This is a genomic window from Sediminibacillus terrae (genome assembly GCF_009602435.1).
GTDB lineage: Bacteria > Bacillota > Bacilli > Bacillales > Amphibacillaceae > Sediminibacillus > Sediminibacillus terrae.
The window spans coordinates 74,397-101,235 of sequence record NZ_VZDQ01000023.1 but is presented as its reverse complement, the minus strand read 5'-3'; the positions used below and the strand labels follow the sequence as shown (position 1 = coordinate 101,235).

21 protein-coding genes and 1 riboswitch are annotated in these 26,839 nt (G+C 45.0%); of the genes, 8 read left to right on the top strand and 13 right to left on the bottom strand.

Annotated features, from left to right (window positions below):
• Nucleotides 1–28 precede the first annotated feature (28 nt).
• Nucleotides 29–580 (top strand): DJ-1/PfpI family protein, encoded by a 552-nt coding sequence (locus F6X55_RS09590; protein ID WP_026572069.1) that lies wholly within the window; start codon nucleotides 29–31, stop codon nucleotides 578–580.
• A gap of 167 nt (nucleotides 581–747) precedes the next feature.
• Here the strand turns inward: F6X55_RS09590 and F6X55_RS09585 are convergent, their stop codons facing one another.
• From F6X55_RS09585 to F6X55_RS09570, 4 genes are all read right to left on the bottom strand, one after another.
• Entirely contained in the window at nucleotides 748–2,061 is a 1,314-nt protein-coding gene (locus F6X55_RS09585; RefSeq protein WP_026572068.1) for a nucleobase:cation symporter-2 family protein, read from the bottom strand.
• Nucleotides 2,062–2,107: 46 nt separating this feature from the next.
• Nucleotides 2,108–2,677, bottom strand: a complete 570-nt coding sequence (locus F6X55_RS09580; protein WP_153462928.1) for a xanthine phosphoribosyltransferase — start codon at nucleotides 2,675–2,677, stop codon at nucleotides 2,108–2,110.
• 124 nt (nucleotides 2,678–2,801) lie between these two features.
• Nucleotides 2,802–2,903: riboswitch (purine riboswitch) on the bottom strand.
• Between the two features lie 192 nt (nucleotides 2,904–3,095).
• The gene (locus tag F6X55_RS09575; protein ID WP_202616129.1) at nucleotides 3,096–4,145 is read right to left on the bottom strand and encodes a zinc-dependent alcohol dehydrogenase family protein; all 1,050 of its coding nucleotides are present in this window, start codon (nucleotides 4,143–4,145) and stop codon (nucleotides 3,096–3,098) included.
• Nucleotides 4,146–4,316: 171 nt separating this feature from the next.
• Nucleotides 4,317–10,310, bottom strand: a complete 5,994-nt coding sequence (locus tag F6X55_RS09570; RefSeq protein ID WP_153462926.1) for a lamin tail domain-containing metallophosphoesterase family protein — start codon at nucleotides 10,308–10,310, stop codon at nucleotides 4,317–4,319.
• A 398-nt stretch (nucleotides 10,311–10,708) separates the two neighbouring features.
• Between F6X55_RS09570 and F6X55_RS09565 the strand changes: the two genes are divergently transcribed.
• The 5 genes from F6X55_RS09565 to lipA all read left to right on the top strand — a co-directional run bounded on the left by F6X55_RS09565 (nucleotide 10,709) and on the right by lipA (nucleotide 14,700).
• Nucleotides 10,709–11,497, top strand: a complete 789-nt coding sequence (locus F6X55_RS09565) for a hypothetical protein (protein ID WP_026572064.1) — start codon at nucleotides 10,709–10,711, stop codon at nucleotides 11,495–11,497.
• 3 nt (nucleotides 11,498–11,500) lie between these two features.
• Nucleotides 11,501–11,884 carry a GntR family transcriptional regulator gene (locus tag F6X55_RS09560; protein ID WP_026572063.1) on the top strand — a complete coding sequence of 128 codons (384 nt, stop codon included), beginning with the start codon at nucleotides 11,501–11,503 and terminating at the stop codon, nucleotides 11,882–11,884.
• Nucleotides 11,881–12,582, top strand: coding sequence for an ABC transporter ATP-binding protein (locus F6X55_RS09555; RefSeq protein WP_026572062.1), 702 nt, complete (start codon nucleotides 11,881–11,883; stop codon nucleotides 12,580–12,582). Before F6X55_RS09560 ends, F6X55_RS09555 begins: the two co-directional genes overlap by 4 nt.
• Nucleotides 12,583–12,921: 339 nt before the next feature.
• Nucleotides 12,922–13,740, top strand: a complete 819-nt coding sequence (locus F6X55_RS09550; RefSeq protein WP_153463323.1) for a lipoate--protein ligase family protein — start codon at nucleotides 12,922–12,924, stop codon at nucleotides 13,738–13,740.
• A 15-nt stretch (nucleotides 13,741–13,755) separates the two neighbouring features.
• The gene (gene lipA, locus F6X55_RS09545) at nucleotides 13,756–14,700 is read left to right on the top strand and encodes a lipoyl synthase (RefSeq protein ID WP_026572060.1); all 945 of its coding nucleotides are present in this window, start codon (nucleotides 13,756–13,758) and stop codon (nucleotides 14,698–14,700) included.
• A gap of 77 nt (nucleotides 14,701–14,777) precedes the next feature.
• Here lipA and F6X55_RS09540 read toward each other — a convergent pair whose 3' ends face one another.
• From F6X55_RS09540 to F6X55_RS09530, 3 genes are all read right to left on the bottom strand, one after another.
• Nucleotides 14,778–15,152 (bottom strand): VOC family protein, encoded by a 375-nt coding sequence (locus F6X55_RS09540; protein WP_026572059.1) that lies wholly within the window; start codon nucleotides 15,150–15,152, stop codon nucleotides 14,778–14,780.
• 3 nt (nucleotides 15,153–15,155) lie between these two features.
• Entirely contained in the window at nucleotides 15,156–15,458 is a 303-nt protein-coding gene (locus F6X55_RS09535; RefSeq protein WP_026572058.1) for a putative quinol monooxygenase, read from the bottom strand.
• 322 nt (nucleotides 15,459–15,780) lie between these two features.
• A complete protein-coding gene (locus F6X55_RS09530) occupies nucleotides 15,781–16,338 on the bottom strand; it encodes a cupin domain-containing protein (RefSeq protein ID WP_153462924.1) in 558 nt (185 codons plus the stop codon).
• Between the two features lie 617 nt (nucleotides 16,339–16,955).
• Here F6X55_RS09530 and F6X55_RS09525 point away from each other — a divergent pair.
• Nucleotides 16,956–17,807 carry an endonuclease/exonuclease/phosphatase family protein gene (locus tag F6X55_RS09525; RefSeq protein ID WP_081704634.1) on the top strand — a complete coding sequence of 284 codons (852 nt, stop codon included), beginning with the start codon at nucleotides 16,956–16,958 and terminating at the stop codon, nucleotides 17,805–17,807.
• A 14-nt stretch (nucleotides 17,808–17,821) separates the two neighbouring features.
• Nucleotides 17,822–19,615: a glycoside hydrolase family 3 protein gene (locus F6X55_RS09520; RefSeq protein ID WP_371069005.1), complete on the top strand. Its 1,794-nt coding sequence runs from the start codon at nucleotides 17,822–17,824 to the stop codon at nucleotides 19,613–19,615.
• Between the two features lie 163 nt (nucleotides 19,616–19,778).
• Here F6X55_RS09520 and F6X55_RS09515 read toward each other — a convergent pair whose 3' ends face one another.
• From F6X55_RS09515 to F6X55_RS09490, 6 genes are all read right to left on the bottom strand, one after another.
• On the bottom strand, nucleotides 19,779–21,158 hold the full coding sequence (locus F6X55_RS09515; protein WP_153462922.1) for an SLC13 family permease: 1,380 nt from the start codon (nucleotides 21,156–21,158) through the stop codon (nucleotides 19,779–19,781).
• A gap of 164 nt (nucleotides 21,159–21,322) precedes the next feature.
• Nucleotides 21,323–22,816: an FAD-dependent tricarballylate dehydrogenase TcuA gene (gene tcuA, locus F6X55_RS09510; protein WP_153462920.1), complete on the bottom strand. Its 1,494-nt coding sequence runs from the start codon at nucleotides 22,814–22,816 to the stop codon at nucleotides 21,323–21,325.
• Nucleotides 22,817–22,855: 39 nt separating this feature from the next.
• Nucleotides 22,856–24,373 (bottom strand): tripartite tricarboxylate transporter permease, encoded by a 1,518-nt coding sequence (locus F6X55_RS09505; RefSeq protein ID WP_153462918.1) that lies wholly within the window; start codon nucleotides 24,371–24,373, stop codon nucleotides 22,856–22,858.
• Nucleotides 24,374–24,388: 15 nt separating this feature from the next.
• A complete protein-coding gene (locus F6X55_RS09500; protein ID WP_337189827.1) occupies nucleotides 24,389–24,841 on the bottom strand; it encodes a tripartite tricarboxylate transporter TctB family protein in 453 nt (150 codons plus the stop codon).
• Nucleotides 24,842–25,020: 179 nt separating this feature from the next.
• Nucleotides 25,021–26,004, bottom strand: a complete 984-nt coding sequence (locus F6X55_RS09495) for a tripartite tricarboxylate transporter substrate binding protein (protein WP_026572049.1) — start codon at nucleotides 26,002–26,004, stop codon at nucleotides 25,021–25,023.
• Nucleotides 26,005–26,159: 155 nt separating this feature from the next.
• A complete protein-coding gene (locus F6X55_RS09490; RefSeq protein ID WP_153462916.1) occupies nucleotides 26,160–26,837 on the bottom strand; it encodes a response regulator in 678 nt (225 codons plus the stop codon).
• Nucleotides 26,838–26,839: the final 2 nt, after the last annotated feature.

The following is a 26,839-nucleotide window of genomic DNA, read 5'->3' as shown; positions in this document are numbered from 1 at the left end:
TTAAGTAATAAGAATAGGAGGGGTTTACATGCCAAAGAAAATTTTGATTCTTGCCGGTGATGCAGTGGAGTCGTTGGAAATTTACTATCCATATTTCCGCTGTTTGGAGGAAGGCTTTGAAACAACCATTGCAGCGACGAGTCCGAAACCGTTGCATACAGTGGTCCACGATTTCGTCGGGTGGGAAACCTACACCGAGAAAGCCGGCTATTTAATCGAAGCAAACGAGGCCTTTGCAGACATCGATCCTCAGCAATATGACGGTCTCATCATTCCTGGCGGTCGGGCACCCGAACACATTCGTTTGAATGAACATGTGCCGAAAATCGTCAGCCATTTCTTTGAAGCAAACAAACCGATTGCAGCGGTCTGCCATGCCAGCCTCGTCCTGACAACTGTCCGGGAGCACATAAAAAATCGCGAAATGACAGCGTATGTTGCCTGCAAGCCAGAAGTAGAAGCAGCAGGGTCTACTTACATCGAAGAGCATCTTCATACAGACGGTAATCTTATTTCCGGTCATGCCTGGCCAGACCTGCCTGGTTTAATGAAGGAATTCATCAAGCAAATCAATGGCTGACCTGAAACCGTTCCTCCATGAAGCATAGTATCTTGCCAGATTATTTGCCACCATTCTTATACGAAAGGGAAAGGTAGCAAGGAACATCATCTGCCGAGTCGCGGCTTAGTGGGAATGTGAAAAAGAAAAACCGGATTTGTTTAAGTTTATAAGAACAAGCGCCCTGGTCAGGACGCTTGTTCTTCTCTTATCTGTCTTTGAATCGATTTCTCGGAACGCACAGGAATCACGTTAAACAAGACATTCAACACAATGGCAGTCAGACTTCCGGCTACGATTCCACTGTCCGTCAGAATCCGGATGCTTTCGGGAAGGTTGGCGAAGATTTCCGGGACGGCCGTTACTCCAAGCCCCATTCCGACGGAACATGCAACCGTCAATAAGTTGCCTTGACTTTCAAAGTCCACTTGACTTAACATCTTTATTCCATAAGCAATCACCATACCGAACATTGCGAGCGACGCGCCCCCGAGGACAGAGGTCGGAATCAAAGTCGTAATAGCAGCAATTTTCGGCAGAAAACCCAGCACTACCAATATGGAGCCTGCTGCAAAAACCGCTTGTTTCGTTTTGACACCTGTGAGCTGTACCAGACCGACGTTCTGTGAATAAGCAGTATATGGAAAAGCATTGAAGATACCGCCTAACACAATTGCAAGTCCTTCCGCCCTGTATCCTTTTTCCAGGTCCTCTCCGCTGACTTCGCGCTGGGTTATATCGCCAAGCGCCAAATAAACACCAGTCGATTCGATCAAACTGACAATCGCCACCAAGGTCATCGTCAGGATGGCTGAAATATTGAAAGTCGGGGCACCAAAGTAAAATGGGTGGATAGAATGAAACCAGGAAGCATCCCCAACCTCTGAAAAATCGACCATTCCCATCAAAGCGGCTGCAAACGTACCGGCTACCAAACCGATAAGAATCGAAATCGTGCGCAGAAATCCTTTCGCAAATTTATTCAACAATAAAATGAATACAAGAACACCGAATGCTAACAACAGATTGGCAGGATTGCCGAAATCCGCGCTACCTTCACCACCTGCCATGTCATTGAATGCGACCGGGATGAGTGTCAAACCGATGATCATCACAACAGAACCGGTGACAACCGGCGGGAAAAACCGGACCAACTTACTGAAGTACTTCGAAATCAACACGACGAACAGCCCGGAAACAAGAATCGCTCCGTAAATAGCAGAAATCCCATGCTGACTGCCTATTGCGATCATCGGCCCGACGGCGGTAAAAGTACAACCAAGCATAACGGGCAGGCCGATGCCAAAAAATTTATTTCTCCAAACTTGCAGAAGTGTGGCAATCCCACAGGCAAGCAAATCAATCGAAATCAAATAGGTGAGCTGTTCGAAAGTTAATGCTAATGCCCCTCCCACAATCAACGGAACGACAACAGCTCCTGCGTACATCGCCAATACATGCTGGAAGCCGATCGATAGTGTTTGCAGTTTCTTTTTGTTCATCTGTATTCTCCTCCGCTCGTATTATTGATAAACCGTTTCTTTTGTATCAACAAAACCTGACTTCTCTGCCGGCAAGAGACCTGACCCGGGCAAGAGACTCTAAACGATAGCCTTGCTTCCGTATTTCTTCCGCACCTGGCTGAAAGGACTTTTCAATCAAAATGCCAATCCCGGAAACATTCGCTCCCGCTTGCTCGACCAACTTCGCCAACCCAATTGCAGCTTGTCCGTTGGCGAGAAAGTCATCAACGATCAGGACATTGTCTCCTTCTTCAATATACTTATGGGATACGGTAATTTCATTGGTTTCCTGCTTCGTGAAAGAGTACACTTTCGCTGTGTACACATCACTGGTCAATGTCAGTGACTTTCTTTTCCTGGCGAAAATCACCGGAACTTCAAGCTCCAGACCTGTCATGATGGCCGGCGCAATTCCTGATGATTCGATGGTCAATACTTTGGTGATTTCCTCCCCTTTAAAAAGACGGGCAAATTCCTCCCCAATTTCCTTCATCAGCTTAGGATCCATTTGATGGTTGATAAAAGAGTCCACTTTCAGAACGTTCTCATTCAACACAATGCCGTCTGTCTTGATTTTCTCTTTTAATAGTCTCATAGCTGTTTCCGCTCCCTTCATCTTTATAAAAATGCCACTAAAAAAAGCAGCTTACCAGAGTAAGCTGCTTTCACAATAAAAAAACACATAAACGTCCTAGACTGAAAGGACGCTATACGTTAAATGAACTGTTCGGCTTACTCGTAGTCAGGCAATTTACGGTTACCCGGTAGAAACTTGCAGGCCATATCCCTGCTATTATACGAGTTTCATCAGTACGTATATATTTTTCGATACATTGAATTATAACGAATTTTGTCAGATATGCAAATGTTTTTTTAATGGCAATTTTCTAAAAGGACGCTTTTTGGACATATGGCTGGTACTGACATAACGTCGTCCAAACCTGGTCTATCAGGATACCCTGCGCTTTCATGGATTACTGGCGAGCCGAAAAGAACCCTCTAATGGTTATTTTCTAGTCGTGACGAATCACGATTTTCCCGAAAAACTTCTGACTGGCTAAATAGTCAAATGCTTCTCTTGCTTGATCAAATGAAAACATGCTGTCGATGACTGGAGTCATCTTCTTATCTGCAATCAGCTTGTTCATGTTTTCGAAATCTTCCCGGCTGCCTACCCCAATGGTCCTGGTAGATGCCCCGCCAAATATATCGAAGTAATCAAGCTTGTCACCTTCTTTCGTCAGAACGCCGATCATGGCCACTTCTTCTCCATTTGCCACAGCCTGCAGGGATTGTTTAATCGTAGCCGGACCGCCTACTTCGACGACCCGTTGGACACCTCCCGTCCGTTCCTTGACCACTTCTCCCCAATTAGGAGTAGATTGATAGTTAATCACGTCTTCTGCTCCGAGTTCTTTCAATTTTTCTGCCTTTTTATCGCTGGAAGTCGTGGCGATAACACGTAAGCCTAGCAGCTTAGCCAATTGAATGGCAAAAACGGACACCCCTCCGCTTCCCAGTGTAAGAACCGTGTCACCGGCAGCTAATGGGCTTGGACCGTGAAGCGCCGACCATGCCGTGACTGCAGCGCATGGAAGAGTAGCCGCCTGTTCGTACGTAAGATGATCGGGAACCGAGACCAGCAGCTCGGGGTTCAATACCTTATATTCCGTTAACCACCCATCACTATGCGAGCCATAAGGTTCCGTGTACCCAGGCCGTTTTCCACCGAACCATTCTTTTGTGAAGTTTCCCGCGACCCTGTCTCCTACCTGGAAGCGGCGGACACCTTCACCGACTGCCACGATTTCCCCAGCACCATCCGATAGCGGAATCAGGTTGTCTGCGACCCCACCCGGATAATCATTTTGGACCATCGCTAAATCGCGATAATTCAAAGAAGTCGCTTTTACTTTCACCAGCACTTCTCCCCTTTGAACCTGGGGTATTTCCTCCTGTATCCTTTCAAGTTCATCAAGAGAACCTGCCTGCTTCAGCCGATAGGACTGCATGTTACCGCTTATTTGCTGATTGGTCATTGAAAAGCCTCCTTCATTTTCCATATCTTCCTTCCTCCTTTTTATCAAGAATGGAGCACTCTGAAAAGCAATGTGTTTGGCGTGCTCGATGGGGATTTGAAACGTGAGTCAAATTTCACTAGCAAAAAACCGAACGATTCTGATACATCGTTCGGTTTTTGCCTTGGCTAAAATCTAATCTTCTTTTCCCGGCTATCAAGTAAATCGTTTTTTTCTGTGAAAATAAATGAACAAGCTCGCACCTGTGACGAACAGCAAGAAGCCAAACACCAACAGGTTGTACAAATTGGTTGCTGTATCAGCAAGCTTCCCGCCCAATAGTGTTGGAGATTCATTGGCAGGTGGTTCACTTTTGCCCTCTTTCGGATCTTCCTTACTGCCTTTATTCTTATCTTCCGGCTGGTTCTCTGGTGGAGTTTCCTCGTCTTTCCCTGGGTCCACAGGATCTGCCGGCTTATCGTCCTTGTCTCCCCCGCTGTCTGAAGGAGGCACTGGTTTTTCACCTGTACCAGGGGGTTCCAGGTCATCTACTGGATCCTCTTCGTCTTGAGGAGGTTCCGGCTCCGGTTCCTCTTTTCCTTTGACAAAGGACCAAATGTCCGACCTTGTTTCACCAGTGTACTGGTCGGTAACCAGTGTATACCAAGAGTAGGTCTCCCCTTCTTCCAGTCCGGTCCACGTTACCTCTGCTGTTTCTCCACTTGGAACATCTTCGACTGTTCCGATTTCCTTATTGGTGTAGACATTGACGGCAAACGAATCGGTTGCCACACGCTTTTGCTTCGCTTCCAAATCCAATTCCAGCGTAAATTCGTCTTTATCTGGATAAGCGTCCGTATCATAATAATTATAATCATCCAGATACGGAGAATACGTATTGACGAAGATACGGTTATTGGCGGTATCAAAATGGAGCAGGCGCATATAACCTTGGCCGCCTTCAGGTCCTGCCTGGTAATCAGCCAGCATTTGATATACCGTACGGTCTGTTGCCCCGTCTCCGTCGTCATCGAGTTCATCCACAAGCAGTTGTGCTTCGTGATAGTGCCCTGACAGAACGGCAATGACATTTTCATTCGGAACGACTACTTCGTTATACAGCTTCTCTCCCAAGGGATGCCTAGTTCCTGTCGCCTGTAAATATTCGTGGAAATTGAGAATTGCCTGTCGGTCTGGATAAGCAGCCAGCACTTCATTCATCCAGGCAATGCCTTCCTCTTCGACTCCCCAGCCAAGATACACCATGATATAATCGTTTCCGTTGGCGGAAATCAAGTCATAATGACCGCGGTTGTTCAAATAAGAGCCGCCGTAATGCGGTTTGTCCTGGAACCTGTCTGCTCCGAAATACTTATAGTACTCGGTATAGTCATTGGTTTTCTGGGCGACATCATGGTTTCCGGCCAGGACGCCATAAGGTATATCCGCATCATCAAGGGTCTTCATATAATCATCGGCATGAAGCCATTGGTATTCCTTGTCCGATTCATCAACCAGGTCGCCAGTATGCATGACGTACTGGATATTCATCGCATCTCTGTTTTCCACAATCCATTTTGTTTGTTCATCGTAGATGTATGGGTAACTTTCCGAATAATATTGCGTATCGGACATCCAGACAAACGTATAATCATATGCCTCCGGCCCGCTGGGAATTTCATCCTGTACAATGACATTGATCTTGCTGTCCTTGACAAAATCTTTTACAGAAACAGTTCCAGTCAATTCAAAATCTTCGTCACCCGCTATACGGAAGTCGACTATTTCCCACTTCGCTTCAGGATGGTTCCAGGCATACATTGTCACTTTCCTGCCTGCCAGTGAATTGCCGTTCCAGACAAGCTCGATCAAGTCATCCTCTTCCACCTGTTCATCAACGGTGACATCGAATCGATGATAAGGAAACTGTCCAGTAGAGTCCGTCACCATATACTTTCCATCCTTTTCAGAAGCAAGACCGATATCTCCCTTGCTGAATGCTGTTTCTCCATCGGGAATCGGAGTTGCCGGCGGTTCCATATCGGCTTTGTTGCTATAAGAGACGACATGGTCAAGATCAGCTGGTGTATATTGATAGGCCTGATAAAAACCCACATCCATGGCGTCGCCCATCGGATCTTCCACTTTGACACGCAAGGTGGGATCACCGTTAATTGGTTGGTTCAAATCAGCCTGCGGAGTTTGATTGACCGGACTGGATGGATGCTCGTCGACCACGGAAAACTCCAGCATTTTTTCGGATTGATTGCCGACAGTATCGATAGCTTCGATCCGTAACTCATGGTTTCCTGCCGCCAACATTCCAGAAGAAGCTGCAAAAGGAACATCGATTTCTTCTCCGTCAAGCCAGATTTTCTGTTCGTCGACACCGGCAATTTCATCGGAAACGGATACGTCAATAGAAAATTCACCCTTATATTCGTGTTCTTCCTTTATATTTGTTTCGATCTGGGGAGCTGTATTGTCGACATACACTTCGGTGTCCAATCGTTCATCCTGATCTTCTGCACTAATGATATGCCTTCCGTCCTGTACCTGCTCTGTGTCCCATAGATATGCTTTGGATGGAGCAAGTTCTTCTTCGATCGTAAAGGTGAAGTCTTCCGAAATGCGCATCGCCCCATCATCGCCCATATCCAGCACCGTTTCGGCATCGGCATGTAACGGGTCGGTCAGCACCGTGCCATCCGACAGTACCAGCCGGACATTCCGCAGGTTGTAATCATCCCGGTTTTCTCCCGGATCACCTTCCCAAGGTGTTGCTTTATTACCCGCCCGTATGGTAATCGTATTGGCGCCAACCTTCAGCTTTTCCGGCTCTATCGGGATTGTGATCGTCTGCCATTGCGCGATCCAGTCATCGAAAATATGCACAATTTCATCCCCGATGGTTACTCCGTTCTGGAAATACGTATTGACACCGCTCACTTCAAAAGCGAAATAGGCGGGATGCTCGACCGCGCGTGAAGTTTTCTCCCCTGCTTCAGTGCCGTCAATCAACAGCTTCAGCGATTCCGGCCCATCCTCTCGCGATGTCGCTTTGATGACTTTTTCGCCGGTTAAAACAGAACCGTCCTGCACATTCAATCTCAGACTGGAATCATCCAATGTGCTGGTCACTTGAATGCGATAGGTGTCGCTAATCGTTTGATTCGTTCCGTCGGATGCTGTGAAATAATATTCGACATATTCTTTCGCAATTATATCCGGCGAGTAAATACGGAAATGGAACAGCATATCATCGTAATCTTCTTGAAGAAGTGCGGATTGATACGCTTCCTGTTCATTCGTGCGATAGTGTACCCGAACGGTCTTCACTGCGATATCGTCTGTTACATCGGCGGTCAAATCGATGTCGTCCGTCTGGTTCACTTCGGTTACCTCTGTCACGTTTTCTATGGACGGAGGGGCGTCATCCACCGGCACCGTAACCGGGCTTCCAGGAACCTGATAATCTTCTACCGAACCAGGGGTTGCTTGCATCAGACCTGCGCTCACCTTCTTCATCAAGTTCGAACCGTCCCTCGGGTAAGTGTAGACAATCCCTTTATCTGGCTTGGTATCGTCTACTCCTTCCTCGTCATTATAATAAGCAATCGATAATTCTTCTCCTGCATTGGTCGCAACAATCAGCCCTCTCATACTTCCGTTAGCCATTCCTGCCGTGTGGATACGGACGATGTCCTGGTTTTCCACCAGGCCGGTACCATAGTTGGCATTGAAATCGGCCACGGACCGGCCGCCGTTTTCCCCGTTAATAACCCAAAACACTAGCGTTTCACCGGATGGTATGACGACATCATCAGGAACCGACGGCCAGAGAATATCACTTTCCGGATCTGTGCCATAGCGGTATTGAAGCTTGTAATCTTGGAAATTAATGGCTTGATTGGTATTGTTGTAGACTTCGATGAATTCATAACCATCAGCGGATCCAGTGTTGGTTGAATCAGGAACCACCTCTGTCACGAGCAGGGAGGGCAGCTTTTCCGGATCCGCCTCCTGTTTTTCCACTTTGACGCTAGCTTCCTTCGTCCGTACAGTATGAGTGCCGTCACTAGCTTCGATATAATAACAAAAATCCTCCCTGACATAGATACCTGGTATCTCGGCTGTGTAAGTGGCTGGATTGGCTCCGGCTGCTGACATCGCAAGCGCTGTATATTCCTCCTCACCTTCTACTTTTACATATAACGTAGCAGTAGGCACGGCCCGATCATCTGTGATAGTCGCTTCGACGGTTAATGAGGAAAAGGCGGTCGCTTCCAAAACGGGCTTATGGTTGATGACGGGCTCTGTGACATCTTCATCTGTTTCCGGTACAGGGACGGGCTGTGCCGGTACTTGTTCCAGGTCAATCGCACCTGGTGTAGGTTCTGCCATGGTCCGGTACTTTTTCATGACCTTCCCTTCCCTTGGATATTGGTAATGAATGTCTGCCCCTGTATTATCATTCTCTTCTCCTAGATAATCAGCATAGATTACTTGTTCTCCAAGGTTGTCCTGCAAAATAAGCGCACGGTTTCCTCCATTGGCAAAGCCGGGAAAGCTGGAGTCCGTAACCTCGACAATCTGTTCTTCCGTCAACTCCGTGTCAAAGTTCGCATTAAATTCATCGATTGTTTTCCCGCCATTGTTATACCAGAAAACGCGTGTTTCCTGAGGCTCAAGGATGGTTTCCGGAATCTTGAAAGCTATCTCACTATCAGAATCCGTATAGTAATAAAAAAATCGATAGTTGGTCAACGATAGTGGCTGATCGGTATTGTTATAGAGTTCAAAGTACTCGTAATAGTCCGTTCCGCCTCCTTCTGAATTGGGAGACAATTCCGTAATCAACAAATGGGGATATGAAGAAAAATCCTCCAATTCGGCTTGTTGACTTACTTTCTCTGTAGCCTGTACTTCCTCTTTCTTCTCCGGCTGGATTATCTTCACTTCGACCGGCGCGTCCGCAGGATAAGTAACTTGATCATGGGCAGTTGTCACGGTCATATAATAAGTAAAGGTCTTCCCTTGCAATTGATCCGCAGTTAATTCTGCGGAATAGCGATTCGTTTCCGTCGGTGTCATTTCGATGGTATCGAAGTATGGCTGATCACCAGTTTGGTAGAAAAGCGTTGCCACCACAGCTTGTCCATCTGTGTCGATTTCTGCTTCGACTTTTACTGCCTTTCCGCTTTCCACTTCTTTTATCACATCGTGATGAATGACAGGTTGCGCCGTATCAGCCAGCATGATTTGCTGCTCTGGAAGCTGGCCATCTTCCGTCAGCGTCGGAGTTGTATCGGAATCTGATTGAAAAAGCCTCATTTCTTTTCCGCTTTCCGGATATTGAAAATGTACTGCTTTTCCTAACTGCCTATCTTCCGTCGTAAAGCTTGCCGAAACGATTTCCTCTCCGTCCGGCATTGCCACGGAAAGCTTTTGTCCGTTAGTAAATACGGGGCCGTTAAATTCAACGATCGATTTTTGAGGTATATCTGCTTGATAGTGGTCGATAAAGTCTTGTGTATTTCGTTGTTTCTCGTTATTCCAGAAAACAAGGGTTTGATCGGGTTGGATGATTCCAGGGGCAACTTCTATGTTTGTCTGTTCTCCACCAGTTGAAATTGAAAAGTTCAGGAAATCAAGGACAAACGGCAAGTTGGAATGGTTATGTAGTTCAAAATAGCTGTAGCCGTCATCCTTCGGTTTGATCTCGGTAATCATTAAAGGTGGTAAAGCATCGATATTTATATCTTCCGCGTGTGGCGCAGGAGATTTTTCTTCTTTTAGCTGTTCCTGTGTATCTTGCTGTCGGTCAGTATCCTTTGGCTGATCAGATGTATTCTTCTGTTCTACATTAGGTGGGTTTTCTTCATTCGTTCGGGCTGTTCCGGTTTCATTCTCAGTCTTTTTTTTCTGGCTATCCTCTACTTCTTCTTTGGGATCTTGAGAAGAGTCATCTGTTTCACTAGTATGTTTTTCTCCTTCCGACTTTGCTAGTTCTTCGGTTGTTTCTTCTCCATGTTGTACAGATGATTCTTCCATGGATTTCTCTTCCTTTAATTGGGGCGCAACGTCCGTAGCAGCAGAAACGCTTAAACCTCCAGGCAGGGATACAGCTGCGTCCATCAGTAAAACGGTGAAAATGATGCTCAGCGACAAAAATTGACGCACTCTTTTTTGTAACGTCCTCCTCTTCATGGCTACCTCCTTATGATTTTAGTATCACTATTAGTGTAAGGTGGCAGTATGAAGCAGGCATGAACATTATGTAAATCTATGTAAATTACTAGCAATGTGGTTGCTAGTCAAACCTGCATAGCTAGTTACCTTCAAGTATTCTATCTGTTGTTCAAAGGAAAAAATCACCAATAACGATAAGGGAAAGATTTTCTTACCTTTGCACATTTGCAACCTTGGCTACAGAAGTAACCATTAATACAATACTTTCCTCCTAAAAAAACGCCTATTAATGATGCACTCTATTTTCGTTAACCACATCGATTAGTAATTAATTTGAAAAACCTATTGACCTGTACGTTAGTATTAGTGTACTATTTAACTAATACAATAATACAACAAAAACAGGAGGAATCTGTATGAATGCATTTACGAGTCTCGCGAAGAAAGAATTGCGGATGGGGATGCCTGTCTTTCTCGTTCCAATTATCATTTTTATTATTGCAGTGGCAGTCGCGGCTTATTTCGGAGGGAGATCCGGATTGGCGGCGGAAGCAATCTCTGCTGTATCGTTAGCAGCAGTCACAATGCAAATCTTTTATCTAATTTACTACATGAATTTCAGCCTGAAAGCAGAAAAGAAAAAGTTACATCTCTGGCTGCATAATCCTCTTCCAGGATCCTCATTGCTTCTGGCAAAAATGAGTGCAGGATTCATTTCCATGCTGGTCACCTTGCTCATCACAGGTGGCACCTTGATTGCTTCAGCGCAAGCATCCGGCACCATAAGCCAGCTGCAAGCCGATTTCAACCTGACTAATATCGGCTTTTTCGGCGGGCTGCATGTTGTTCTGTTTGCAATAGACTTTTCGATTTACTTTGTATTTTTCTATATGGTCTACCTGTTGTTCAACCGCTACTTTGGTGGATTTATCAGTTTTTGCTTCACCTTTGTCCTTTTCGGGACTTCCACCTACCTGTGGGGGAAATTCTCCGAAACAGCGGTTCACCGAAGCTTGACTTCTTGGGGGGAAATAGAACTGAACGGCTTTGTTTTCAATCGTAAGTTTGAGGCCGATGGCGTCGAGTTTTTCACTGAATTCGATACGGTCCATGTATTTCTTGGATCTTACTTGTTAGAAACGATTGTCGTCCTCCTATTGTTTTTTGCTGCAAGCTGGATGCTTGATAGAAAAGTCGAGGTGTAAAAAATGTCCGATACCTTTCACTCATCAACCCCTATATATAGCCAACTGGCTGAACGCATCAACAAGCAAATTTTACGGGGCGAGTTACAACCTGGTGATAAACTGCCTTCCGTCCGGGAAATGGGATTGCAGGTAAACGTCAACCCGAATACGGTACAAAGAACCTATCGTGAACTGGAAGGAATGATGATCGTGGAATCAAGACGAGGACAAGGGACGTTTGTGACCGAAAATCAAAGCATCCTGCAGGACATGAGGGAACGGCTCAAACAAGAAGAAATTTCTCAATTCGTTGCCAGCATGCATGAAATGGGCTATAAAAATGAAGAAATTGAATCAGGATTGCAAAGCTATTTGACCAAGAATAAGGAGGAGGACACCGAATGATCCAATTGGAAAAAGTAAACAAACGTTTTATGAAAAAGAGTGCTTTACAGGACATCTCCCTGGAACTGACCAAAGGAAAAATAATCGGTCTCGTCGGGGAAAACGGAAGCGGGAAATCGACGACATTGAAGTTGATTGCCGGACTTGTCCGTCCTTCCGGTGGTTCCGTGAAAGTGAACGGAAATCCTGTCGATCGCAGAATCGCCAGTCAGGTTTCTTATCTATCAGAGCTTGATGACTATTACAGTTTTTATAATGTAGGCCAGACGATCGATTTTTTTGCCGAACAGTTTGCCGATTTCAATAAGGAGAAAGCGGAGGAAATCCGTGCTTTTATGAAGCTCGACCCCGATGCTAAATTGAAACAGCTTTCCAAAGGAAATCGCGGCCGACTGAAAATTGTCCTGACGCTTGCCAGAGAGGTTCCGGTCATTTTGATGGACGAACCGCTTTCCGGACTTGATCCGATGGTACGTGACTCCATTGTCAAAGGTCTGATTTCGTTTATTGATTTAGAAAGGCAAATCGTGCTTATCACCACCCATGAAATCAAGGAAATCGAAACGATACTTGATGAAGTAATCGCTATCCGGGACGGCCGCATTATCGGCCATCACAATGTCGAACAGCTTCGCATCGAAGAAAATAAGGGCATCGTTGAATGGATGACTTCCATCTACGACAGGAGTATCAATTAAAAATACCAGTTGGCCGGGACAAAAGCATGGCCACCAAAACAAAAACGGAACGAATTCTAAAATGACCATGAATTCGTTCCGTTTTTACTTTTTATTCCTTAGTTATCCTTTGGTTTGATGCGTAGTTCGTATCTTGCCGGAGGGGAAAGACTCAAAAGAAAGGAGCACGGTTTACTTTTTCTTTATTTTGGTCACGCTGCTTTTGTCCCAGGCACATCCCCCTCTGCCCTTTGAAATGAGCAAATATACCCAATTTTATCAATTAAACCAATTTTTTGACATCTAGTGCTAACTTGTTAAAATTGCATTGAATAAAAATACATGGAAAAGAAGGGGAGTATATTGAAAGAAACATGGTATTTCGTCGATTCAGGCCACGGTACCCCATCCTTTAACATGGCATTGGATGAAGCTCTTCTGAATTGGCACAGCCAGGGGGAGATTCCACCGGTCCTCCGTTTTTATGGATGGAAACCAGCCGGGATTTCTGTAGGCTACTTTCAGAAAGTGAATGGCAAAATCGATGTGAAAGGAGCCCGGCAGCATGGTATCGAACTTGTTCGCAGACAGACTGGCGGGAGAGCGGTACTCCACGACCAGGAACTTACATACAGCGTCCTTGTTTCAGAGGACCATGAAGCGATGCCGGCTTCCGTGAAAGGAGCCTATTTGGCAATTTCCCACGGATTGCTGGAAGGTTTCAAAAATCTGGGGATCGAAGCAGAATTCGCTGTACCGGAAGGAAAGCTGGAAACGACCGACTCGGCAGTCTGCTTTGAAGAACCGTCATGGTATGAATTGATTGTAGCCGGTAAAAAAGCGGCAGGAAGCGCTCAAACAAGGAAGAAAGGCGTGATCTTGCAGCATGGTTCGATTCCCTTGCATGTGGATAAAGTTAAACTGTTCGATTTATTCGTTTTTCCAAACGATCACGTAAAAGAACGGGCAAGGCGGGCATTTGGCGACAAAGCAGTCGCCATCAACGAAGTATCCAAGCATCCCATCAATTTTGAAGAAGCCAAACAAGCGTTTAAGACAGGATTTGAGCGCGGTCTCGATATCGAATTGAAGCCGTTTAAGCTTTCGGAGGAACAAGTCGCCGAAGTACATGCACTGGAGTCCAAGTATAAGAGCGAAGAATGGAATTATTCCAGATGAAGGAGTGGTGTTTAAATGCCGAAGCAATATGAACACATACGAAAACCGGAATGGCTCAAAGTGAAAATCAACACGAACAAGTCCTATAACAGATTGAAACGCTTGATGCGCGAGAAGAATCTGCATACAGTATGCGAAGAAGCGAAGTGTCCAAATATTCACGAATGTTGGAGCGAACGTGCAACTGCCACTTTTATGATTTTAGGCGACACCTGTACACGCGGCTGCCGTTTTTGTGCAGTGAAAACCGGACTGCCGAACGAACTGGATTGGGGAGAACCGGAACGTGTCGCCGAATCAGTGGAAATCATGGGGCTCAAGCATGCAGTAGTGACCGCGGTGGCCAGGGATGATTTAAACGACGGTGGTGCCGCTGTATTTGCCGAAACAGTCCGTGCTATCAGAAGGAGAGTCCCTGGCTGCACAGTCGAAGTCCTTCCCTCTGATATGAAAGGGGATTACGAAAGCCTGCACACCTTGATGGACAGCGGACCGGACATCTTCAACCATAATATCGAAACAGTCCGCCGGCTCACAAAACGCGTCCGGGCCATCGCGATGTATGACCGCTCCTTGCAGCTGTTGGAGCGCGTCAAAGAAATAGCTCCTGAAACACCGACAAAGTCGAGCATCATGGTCGGCTTGGGAGAAACAAAAGAAGAAATCATGGAAGCGATGGACGACTTGCTAGCCCATAAGGTCGATATCATGACAATCGGCCAGTACCTCCAGCCGACGAAAAAGCATTTGAACGTCGAGCGGTATTACCATCCGGATGAATTTGAGGAGTTGAAGCAAATCGCACTGGAAAAAGGGTTCAAACATTGCGAAGCCGGTCCGATGGTACGCTCATCCTACCACGCTGACGAACAAGTCAACGAAACATCCGCCCAGCGCCGGATCAAATACATGAAGGGCTATGAATCACAAGGAGAGACGCTTGATAATGTGAAGTTTTGAAACAAGTTTACGAAACGCTCAGAAAGATTCTTCTGAGCGTTTCATGACGTCATGTTGAAACGAAGCTGGCGTAGTAACTAGCCATTGCAAATCATGATGATATTCCCATCCGGATCGCTTATGGTAAAGAAAGCAAAGTCCTCATATTCCACGATATCCGACTCTATTTTATAACCGGAAGTTTGCAGGAATTGATAGGATTGCTCTAGTTCGTCTGTATGAAAATTGAATAACGGATACGGCGATGGAGTAATTTGTTTCGTTTCTCCTGCAGGACCTGCATCCAACGTCAGGCCAGTGTACTGAGCCATAGGGAGATTGTGGACAGGTTTTGAAACGTTTGATAATTCTACTTCTTGATTGAGCAGTTTGCTATACCATTTGACGGATTCCTCTAAATCACTTACGTGCACAAAAATGGTGTTGATTCGGTTTTTAATGCAACTGTTCATTTTTCAGTGTTTCCCTCCCCTCGGGATTAAGTTACTGATTCTTTCCATGCCGGTCATGATCGGCTTGGCCCTTTTGATCAATGTTTGCGTGGTTTCCAAGGAAAGAGATGCCCGATGTGCACTTTCATTGCTCCAAACTTCATATACAAACACAGCGTTGGGTTCGTCATCGGATGTATTTACCATATAGATTTCACACGCATCAAGCTTTTCCATTTCTTTTGCAGCATCCAACAAAATTCCCGCTAAAGTGTCACGCTCCCCATCTTTTACAGTGAATTTACCGTATAAGCCAAATTTGCTCATTTTCTTCCTCCTCCATTTTTTATCAACATCCTTCTCCAAGTTGCGGATAACCAATCCTTGATAATATGATAAATTCCACTCTATGGGCGATTTTCCTTCTACTCTTTCGATATCCATTTTGCTATGTAATAAAAAAGAGGGAATTTGGATAAGCAGGAAACTGCCCGAAAAAACCGAATGCTAAACAGGAGCATTCGGTAGTTTACACAATGGACAACAGAGAAGGTGCAAATGAATATATTTCATTCTGTTGGTATCGTTTTTCTAAATATTTGCTTATGACACCAAGGGGTTATCCGTCAACAGTAATTCGATGCCTTACCTATTGTTCTTCTGCTGCCATGGCCTCTGCTTTTGTCCTATGAACAGTGCCGAATGGATGGTTCGGAGGTGCATAAATGGAATAAAGCTTTAAAGGAGTATTGCCCGTGTTCGTTAAATTATGCCATGTGCCGGCAGGTATCATGATTGCTGAATCATCGAAAACGTTTCTTACAAAACGCAAGTCATCCTTTCGTCGTCCCATTTGGACAACCCCTTGACCCTGTTCTATCCGTAGAAATTGATCCACATGAGGATGTCTTTCCAATCCGATATCCTCGCCAGGGCGGAGACTCATCAACGTAACTTGTAAATGTTCTCCCGTCCACAAAGCAGTGCGGAATGTGTTGTTTTGCTTGGATGCCTCGTTAATGTTCACCACATACGGTTTGCGTCCCTGATCTTTTAATGAATGAACCCCTTGATGAGGAGAACGGAAAGAATGATATTGTTGATTTTGTTCTCTTTCCTGGAATGCTCCTCCTTCATCGTAATAGAACGGTGCTTGCGAATAATAAGGATAATAATAATATGGGTATCTGTAAGGATCATTGTACATATTTCTCCACTCCCTCCCAGTCATAGGATCATTTTATTCATTCAGGAATAAAATGTACCTTGACTAAAAGGGAACTCTTAAACAAGGCCTCCGATATACGAAAAATGGTTTACCTTTGAGTGGGGAAGAATTGATTGAGGAGTTCCATCTAGATGGCCAAACTTTTTCATGCCTTATTTCCCTTTCCCTTCACTTTCTTCATCGCACTATTTAACTTCTATCGGAAAACCATTAATATTAATAGAACTAACGAAATATTTAATTGGCGATCCATTGAATGTGTCTATCTGGAAAATAAATAGCACAATCAAAGCAAAAGAAAATAATGATGACCAATCCTTCCGCTGATGCCTCTCAGGTTAATTGTTTGCCCCTTTCATCATAAAAACAGGTATATAGTCACATTTCGATCGCATTTATTGTCGGAATATTGGTTCTATTTTGGTATAGACAACTATAAAGGAAGCGTTTACGCTTAAGCTGTATTGATTTTTGATGAAAAAGGAGGTGGGAATTTATCGTAATATCTTAGTTCGTCCCCATCCAAGAACTGCTTTCCATAAGGTGTGCTTAGCTATACGTGCTATCAAGCTATTAAAATTTTTGGAGGCGGTTTGATGAGAAAACTAGTATTTTTCTGGCTGGCGGCAACTTTATTCTTCCTGTCACCCACCGTTAGAACCGTTGCCGAAGCAACCTCAAGCGATGAAGCAAGACAAGTTCCTGTCCGCGTCATGACCTACAACATGCATACTGGCATTGGCAGTAATGGCAACTATGACCTTGACCGCATCGTCGATACAATCCAAGCTGCAGATGCCGATGTTATCGGCCTGCAAGAAGTCGATGTACACTGGGCTGCCCGCAGCAATTTTGACGACCAGTTGGCAGAGCTTGCAGATGCATTGAACATGTATTCTTTTTTTGCCCCTATTTACGACCAAGATCCCCTCACCGAAGACGAACCCAGACGGCAATTCGGCGTCGCCGTCCTAAGTAAATATCCCATTACATCCGCAACAAATCGGGAAATCACCAGGCTCTCGACACAGGATGCCAATCCTGAACCTGCATTGGCTCCTGGCTTTGCAGATGTCCGGATCAACGCAAAAGGTGCGCGCTTTTCGTTTTTTGTCACCCATCTGGATTATCGCACCGATCCCTTTGTCAGGGAAATGCAGGTGGAAGATATGCTGCGCATCATTCCGGAAACAGGCACCTCTATCTTAGCCGGGGATATGAATGCCGGACCGGATGCTTCCGAATTGCAGCCGCTCTTGGACAGATTTCAGGACGCCTGGGGCGGAGACGGTGATGGGAACACATATCCTGCCGTTTCTCCACAAAAGCGGATTGATTTTATCCTGGCTTCGCAAAATGTTGACTTGCTCCACACGGAAGTGATTCACACAGACGCTTCCGACCATTTACCTGTAGTCAGTGACTTACTGTTGAAAAGAGGAAACTAAATTAGAAATAAGGAGTGGGCCTATTGCAAAAACAACGATTGATTGCTGCATTGTCGCTGCTGCTTACGTTACTGTTGGCATTCCCTTTAGCGGGCTTCGCGAAAGGATGGGACGATCCTTCCAAACCGGGATGGGGAAATGGCGGCAAAGCCAAACACGGCTGGATCGTCAGCAAGATGAAGCATATGACGCTGGAAGAAAAAATCGGTCAGCTTTTCATCATCCATATGTATGGACAAACCCCGACAGACTCCGACTATGAACAGACAAACCTCAACAATAATCGGGGGGCAAAGAACTTTGAAGAAGCTATTGAAAAGTACCATATCGGTGGAGTGATTTATTTTAACTGGACCGATAATATCGGCACTCCGGCTGACCTGGAACAAGTGAACGCTTTATCCAACGGTCTGCAGGAAATAGCGATGGACCAGCGCATGCCTATACCATTGTTTATTTCGACCGACCAGGAAGGCGGCATCGTTCAACGGTTGACCAGTCCAGGTACCGTCTTTCCTGGCAACATGGCTTTGGGAGCTACTCGTTCTGCTGATTTGGCAGCAGACTCTGCCTCCATCATCGGTACAGAGCTGAAAAGTCTTGGAATCAACATGAACTTTGCTCCTGTGTTCGATGTCAACGTCAACCCGGCTAACCCGGTAATCGGTGTCAGGTCTTTTGCAGAAAACCCTGACCTTGTTTCCGAACTGGGCGTGGCTCAATCGCAAGCTTATGAAGCGGAAAATGTCATTCCGACAGCCAAGCACTTCCCGGGTCACGGCGACACAGATGTCGATTCCCATTATGGTCTTCCAATCATCAATCATGACCTGGAGACCTTGCAGGAAGTGGATTTAAAACCATTCCAGGCAGGTATTGATGCTGGAATCGACGCAATCATGACCGCCCATATCGTTGTTCCTGCCCTTGATGACTCTGGGTTGCCTGCGACTCTTTCCAAGCCCATTTTGACGGACCTTTTGCGGGAACAAATGGGATTCGAAGGTCTGATTGTCACCGACAGTCTCGGTATGTCCGGTGCTAATGTGTTAGAACCAGAGGAAGTCCCGGTAGAAGCATTTAAAGCTGGAAATGATATCCTGTTGAATCCACCTGACGTAGAACTCGCTTATAATGCCATGCTGGAAGCAGTACAAAGTGGCGAAATCAGCGAAAGACGCGTCGATGAATCGGTTTACCGCATTTTAAAAGCGAAAATGGAAAAAGGACTTTTCGGAGATCCGTTCACAGACGAAGGTGCGATTGACAATATCGGCACCGAAAGTAACTTGGCAAAAGCTGACGAAATCGCCGATAAGAGCATCACCCTTGTCAAAAATGAAGAGAATGTACTGCCGCTTGCCCATGATCAAAGCGTATTCGTTACAGGACCATCGGCTGCAGAACCGGAGTACCTGGCTGAACAGCTCCGGGCACAAGGTTATGACGTAACGGCATACCCAACAAACACCAGTCCTACTCAAGCACAAATCACAGAAGCAACTGAACAGGCAGCCGCTGCAGACAGCGTGATTGCGACTACTTATACCGCAAATACCAACGCAGCACAACAACGGCTGGTGGAAGAATTGCTCGATACAGAGAAACCAGTTATTGCTTCGGCTATACGAAATCCATATGACTTGATGGCTTTCCCAGAGGTGGATGGCTATCTTGCCACCTACGGAAACAGAGACGTTTCGGTTGAAGCTCTTGCCCGTGTAATTAGCGGGGACGTCAATCCGCAGGGAAAACTTCCGGTCACAATACCTGAGTTATACGAGTATGGACACTTTTTAAGTTATTAGTAACAAAAGCACAAAAGCAGGGACAGTCCCCACAAAACGAAGGGGACTGTCCCTTTGTTTAATGAACCTACTATTAATATCTTTTACTGAGCGCTTCCAGGAGGCAACCAGGTTACTTTCCCCTTTCTTGATAATTCTTTGTGACAGTTTTTCAAACTTCTTTTCAGTTCGCTAAAAATATCGGCCAATAAAACAATGCAGCACCTAAAATGGTTAAAATCCAAAGACAAAATGAAGGTAATCCAATCCTCATCAGGTCTCTATCTGTAAAATAACCGTAAGAAAAACTGATCAAATGGACGGGAGATTGGGTAATCAAAAGAAAGCCGGGAACCCCCATTAAAAACACTGTCATGGCTGTGAGAAACGGGGAAAATCCCTCTAGGACTTCTCCGATTTCTATTGCCAAGGGAATCATGATAGTTAAAAAACCTAAAACATTTACAAAAATAATCCTTAGTAGTGCGGTAATCAAAATGAGCAGTACAATAATTAATAATGGGGATTGAAAGGAAATCATCGAAATAAAAGCACCTGCAATCGATTCAATTGTTCCGGTTTTGATTAACATGCCGGAAACCATCAAAGTACTTGAAAAAAACAACATCATATCCCAATTGATCGAATTCCTAGCAGATTGCCAATCCCAGATACCAATCCAAGGTGTCACCGTAAGTACAGCACCCAGTAATCCGATTAATGGAATGGAAAATCCATGATAGGATTGGGTTATCCATAAAAGCAAGGTTAGCCCCATAATCAAAATCACTTTCTTTTCGGCTGTAGTTACTCCGCCTAATTCATCTAGCCCTTCTTCAATCAACTGTATCATTCTTTTTCGATCGTTTTTTTCAGGCGGGAACATTACAGTAAGAAGAGCCCATAATAGCATCATAAAGAAAAGAACAGGCGGGGCAAAATATAATAGCCAGCTTATGTAATTCAATTCAGAATGAACCGACCTGAGCAATTCAAATGTATAAATGGTGGAGCTTGCTCCGGTGGCTACCAATGCTCCTGATATTGATGTTAGATAGCTGACACCGATGAACAAAGCCTTACCGAGATTCTCTATATCGTTGATTTTCCTTAGATTTTTTAGCAGCCTGTCCAGCACAGAGGCGACGAGGTTTCCCTTCCCGATATTCGAAGGGATAAGAACGGCTAATACAAACATTAATAGGAAAGAAATCAGAATCAAAGCCTTGCCTGAGCCGCCCCCTATTTTCAAAACAGTAAAAGAAATCCTGCTGGCAAGTCCGGTTTCGATAAAGGCATGGGAAATGATAAAAGTAGAAAATAACAGCCAGACTACTTCGGTGCTGAAGTAAGCAAGCGTTTCTTCATAAGTGAAAAAATGAAACGACAGCAATAGCATAAATAGCAGGGAGCTATGTGCCAGTGGAAATATTCTGCCGATCCAAAGCATCTGGATAATAACCAGGGCTGCAATTGCCTTGATCTTGATACTCCAATCGAAAACTGGAAGGAAAAAAGATAAATACAGCAACAGTGCCAGCAATAAAAGAATCTTTTTGTTCATCGCTCTGATCTGCTCCTACTCATATGAAAATACGAAAAACCTGGCTGCCACATCATGAAGGACATTTCTATTTGAGGTTGTTCCCTCTTCATCCGCCTTCCCAAGTCGGAAGAGGATCAAAAAAGCAAAAGCCACCGGGATAGTGGCTTTGCTGCATAGGTGGATTAATGGACCGTTCTCGCGGCTTGAATATAGCTCACAGCTGTGTTTCCGGATAGCTTGCCGAATACCGCTCCCGACATCAGTCCAGAACCGCCGGGATAATTTCCATAAAAGATGCCGCCAACCATTTCACCAGCAGCGAACAAACCTGGAATCGGCTGTTCGTTTTCATCTAATACTTCAGCATTTGGACTTACCTTTAGTCCACCAAAAGAAAAAGTGATGCCACAGGTTACAGGAAATGCAAAGAATGGCCCTTTTTCAATCGGCAAAGCCCAGTTTGACTTCGGCGGAGTGATGCCTTGGGTTCCTTTATTATCCTTAATGGTCGGATTATAGTTCCCTTCCATCACGGCTCCATTATATTCCTCGATTGTTTCCAAAAACTGCTGTTTATTCACTGGAAGCTGATCGGCCAGTTTTTCCAGTGTATCAGCCTTATGATAAGTTGCCTCCTCCAAATTGTATTCCTTACGCAGCATCGGTCTTACTTGCTGGTCGTAAATCTGATAGGCGACATGTCCCGGCTGTTTGAGTATTTCTTTTCCATACTTAGCATACGTATAATTACGGAAATCCGCCCCCTCATCAACAAACCGATGGCCTTCTTGATTCACCATAATACTTAAAGGATAGGAATGCTTTTTAAAAATGTCTCCGGGTTTAGAAAAGTCTCCTACTCTAGGAGCCTGATAATCGGTACCGATGGCATGGCAGCCGGACCATTCACCAAAAGGCTGCGCTCCAGCAGCCAACGCCATCGTCAGTCCATCACCGGTGTTATACTCAGTCCCCCGGACAATGGCTGCTCCCCATTCTTCCCCGATATATTTTTTACGCATTCCTTCATTCGCTTCAAAGCTTCCGCAAGCCAGTACAACGGCTGACGTATTTACCTCTATCGTCTGTTCCAGCATCTCGACAATGACAGAAGAAATGCGCTGATCCTCTTTCTTCAATTCGATGGCACGGGCTTCATAGACAATATCGATTCCTATCTCTTCTGCCCTGGAGAATAAAGCAGCCATAAGGCCCATCCCAATATTTTTCGTTTTAACAGGCAGGCCACCCCAAAATTGATATTTCCCATCTTTTTCGAATGATTGGTTACTATAATTCAGTTCAAATTCGACTCCCTGTTCCTTTACCCACCGGATCGTCTGGTAGGAGAGGTTCACCAGCTGTTCTGCCAATTCAGGCTTGCTTTTACCTCCGGTCACCCTCATTAAGTCCTGATAATAATCCTTTGTTCCATACGTCGGCATGACAATTTTCCCAGCTTGTTCACCCGTTAATTCTGGTATAAGTTTTCGTATGTCATCTAAATCATTGTAGGCAAAACGGATCGCCCCGTCTGTAAAATACGAATTACCGCCACGTTTGTGTTTTGGTGCTCGTTCAAGCACCAGTACCTCGGCTCCTGACTCTCTTGCAGAGATTGCCGCACAAAGAGCCGCATTTCCAGCTCCTACGACCACTACATCATAACTTTTCATCTCGCTCCTCCTTTTATAAAATAAAATCTGTACAGATGTTTAGGAAGATTTATACATCTGATCCTCGTGCTTGTTTTGGGATTTTCTTTTCATCCAATGGACTACCAGCGGATACAGCAACGAAAGCAAAGTCAAGACAATCAACGCTATGCTGACGCCGGAAGAAAAAAAGATGCCGAAGCTTCCATTAGAAGACGTAAGAGCCATCCGGAAATTTTGCTCCATGTCGGATCCTACAATCAACGCCAGCACCAACGGAGCAATCGGAAAATCAAGTACTTTCATAAACAACCCGATTACGCCGAATAAAAGCAAAAAGTAAAAATCAAACGTGGCATAGCTCAATGTGTACGTTCCAATAAAGGCAAGCACCACAATCATCGGATAAAGTACTTTTGGCGGTGTGTCTAAAACTTTAACAAGCGCACCAACCAGTAAAATATTTATGATGACAAGGGCAATGTTTCCGATAAACATACTATTGATTAATGCCCAAGCCGTTTCAGGCTGCTGTTCAAATAAGAGAGGACCAGGCCGCAAACCTAGCATGATCAGGGCGCCGAGCATGACTGCGGTCGTGCCGGACCCTGGTATTCCCATTGTCAGCAGGGGGATCATGGCACCTACCGAAGCAGAGTTATTTGCTGATTCAGGAGCCGCAAGCCCTTCCACAGCTCCCTTTCCAAATTCAGAGGACCTTTTCGAAAGCTGTCTTTCCGTCGTATAGCTGATCATAGAGGCAATCGAACCGCCAGCACCAGGCAGGACACCGATGATGAAGCCCAGCGGACCACTCCGTAAAATCGGCCATTTCGAACGCCGCCATTGTTCTTTTGAAAACCAAACCTTGCCTACCTTTTTCTTTTCCTTCCGCTGCTCGTCAATCGATAATAGATTGTAGAGCACTTCGCCGATAGCATAGACACCGATAATCACGATGAGAAAGTCGATTCCTTCACTTAAATGCGAAGAACCGAATGTAAATCGGTATATGCCCGTCTGGGTATCGATTCCCACCGTACTCAAAGCCAGTCCAATTGACATTGCCAAAAAGCCTTTCACCATTTTTCCTATTGATAACGAGACAATTGCCGACAAAGTAAGCAACATCAATAAAAAATATTCGGCCGGTCCAAATTCCAAAGCAAAAGCGGCCAACGGCTCTGCAAGAAAAATGAACCCAATGACCGCAATCAAACCGCCAATAAAGGAAGCAACCGCGGATATTGCCAGTGCCTGTCCAGCCATTCCTTCCCTGGCCATTGGATAACCGTCAAAGGTTGCTGCGATAGCAGAACCATCCCCCGGTGTATTTAACAGAATCGAACTGCGCGATCCGCCATACATCGCTCCGTAGTAAATGGCCGCCATTAAAATGATGGCACTTACGGGATTCATGCCAAAAGTCATCGGGATCAATACTGCGACAGCCGTAGCAGGCCCGAGTCCAGGGAGCATTCCGACAATAGTACCAAGGAAACCACCTATGATTATCCAAACAATATTGATCGGTTCTATTGCAATCGATAAACCTTCCATGAAGCTGTTAACATCCATGCTGTAATCACCTCCTTAAGGTAAGCTCACTCCCAGCAGCTGACTAAATGCATACCATGCCAAAAAGGAAAAACTGACGGCGACGACGCAGTTTATCAGCCATTTTTTCCAACCATTGATGAGGAATAATAAACCGCCTAAGAACCCAATAGTAGAAAGTAAAAATCCAATCCGGTCAAAAACGAGTGCATAGATACCGCCTAAAATTATCGTAAACACAATTAATTTTGGTGTCCTTCCAGAAAACAATTGTCGGACTTCCATATTTTCTTCTGCTACATGCTTTATTTCCTGAAATAAGTACACGATGCTTAACAACAACATTAAAATGCTAAGACCAGCAGGAAAGTACAAGGGGGCATTCGGATTTCCCAGATTCGCTTTTGGCAACTGAAGCGAGCCGATCAAAAACAGACAGCTGAACAGCAGCAAAAATATCGGCACCCCCAGTTTGATTCCTTTCATCATCACCATCGCCTCCCTTATTCTGTATGAAACCTGCCATCGATGTAACAGGTCTCTTTCCTTATCTTTATCATCTTTTTATTGACGTAGTGGTTAACTGCGGCATCATCCCTTACTCACCTGGAGAAAATGGGAGTAATGAAATCCTGATCCCGCAGTGTAGTCACCGGTAAGAAGCAATCTTAGTTATCCAGTAAACCGGAATCATTTATTAATCGTTGATAAAGGTCATGCTGTTCTTGCAAAAACGCTTTTGTTTCTTCACTATTTTTATAAAAATCTTCCCAGTCATTGTTTTCAAGGACTTTCTGCCATTGATTTGTTTCGACCATTTTTTCCAGCTTTTTATCCCAATAAGCAATTTCGTCCTCTGTCATATCAGGCGGGCCCATCAATCCCCTCCAATGCGGGAAAACCATATCCACGCCTTCATCCTGCCAAGTGGGCACATCCTCCAGGTCTTCAAGCGGTTCGTCAGAGGAAACAGCCAATATCTTAAGTTTTCCTGCTAAATGTTGATCTTTTACTTCTGACAGTGAGGTAGTGACCGCATCAACATGTCCACCCAACAATGCGGTTACCACATCTCCCCCACCTTCGTAAACGAGGAAATTAAGCTCTGCGGGATTGATGCCGAACTCACTTGCTGCTTGGACCAGCGATAAATGATCATCATTGCCAAGACCAGGCCCGACGCCAATTTTTACTGCAGTTGGATCCTCTTTAGTAGCCTTTAAAAATTCAGACGCAGATTGATAAGGTGAATCAGCCGGAACAGCAAGTGCTTGCCATTCGGTCGCAAGCGTAGCAATCGGTGTGAATTCTTCATAGGTTAATTCACTTTGCTCCAGTAAATTATTGGTAAGCACAAGGCTAGAATTGACAGCGAGTGAGTGGGAGTCCTTTGACTTTAAATACTTCCAGCCAACTTCTCCCCCACCCCCAGGTTTGTTGACGACATTAATATTTTTATCGACCAACTCTTGTTCTGACAGCACCTTCTCCAGCGAACGGGCTGTCAAATCCCAGCCACCACCTGGCGAAGCAGGTGCGACCATTTCTATATTTTTATTCGGATAGCCATCATTTCCGGAAGCGTTTCCCGCACAAGCGGCTGTTATTAAAATCACGGACATAGTAAGAAGCACTTTGATAATTTTTTTCATAAAAACTCCCTCCTGATACTTGATTTATCTGTATCCTACTAATACAGCCCCTCAATGTAAACGTTTTCAAAATATTGTTTTTTAACGAATTAAAAAACATTTTGTGCATTAAATGCACAAAATGCGAAAAGTGACTTTCTGCAAACTCGTTTCTATTACTTTTTGATAGAATACCGCCGCTCTGGTCGTCCGACAATACCATACATTTGCTCTACAACCGCTTCATTTCTGCCCACTAGGTATTCCAAGTACCTTCGCGCAGTCGTCCGTGAAGCACCAATCTTTCCGGCAGCCTGTTCGGAAGTTATGCCATTTTGTTCGATGATAAGAATTTCTTTGACCTTTTCAAGCGTACGGTGATCGATACCTGTCGGAAGGGTAGCTGTGCTTTTTTGCTCAATTTGTGGAGAACCAAACACTTCCTGCAACAGTTCTTCGTCAACTTCTGCTCTCGATTGGATCTTTTCTTTTTTCTTTTTATATTTCTGCATCGATTGTTGAAACTGTTCCATCGTAACAGGTTTAATCAAGTAGTCCTGAACACCATAGTTTAACGACTTTTCTAAAAACACTTTGTCGGTAGCGGCAGTAATCATGATGATATCTATCTTCGGATAGTTCTCCCGAATACGCTGAAGCAAATCGGTTCCTAATTGATCCGGCATGTATACGTCCAGTAATATCAAGTCGACAGTAAATGCTTCAAGCAATTGCCAGGTTTCCTTAGCGTTGTTGGCCTTACCGACGAGTGTCATTCCCGGTATTTTCTCCAGAAACGCTTCATGAATTTGAGCTACCCGAAAATCATCCTCTGCAATAAGAACCTTTAACATGT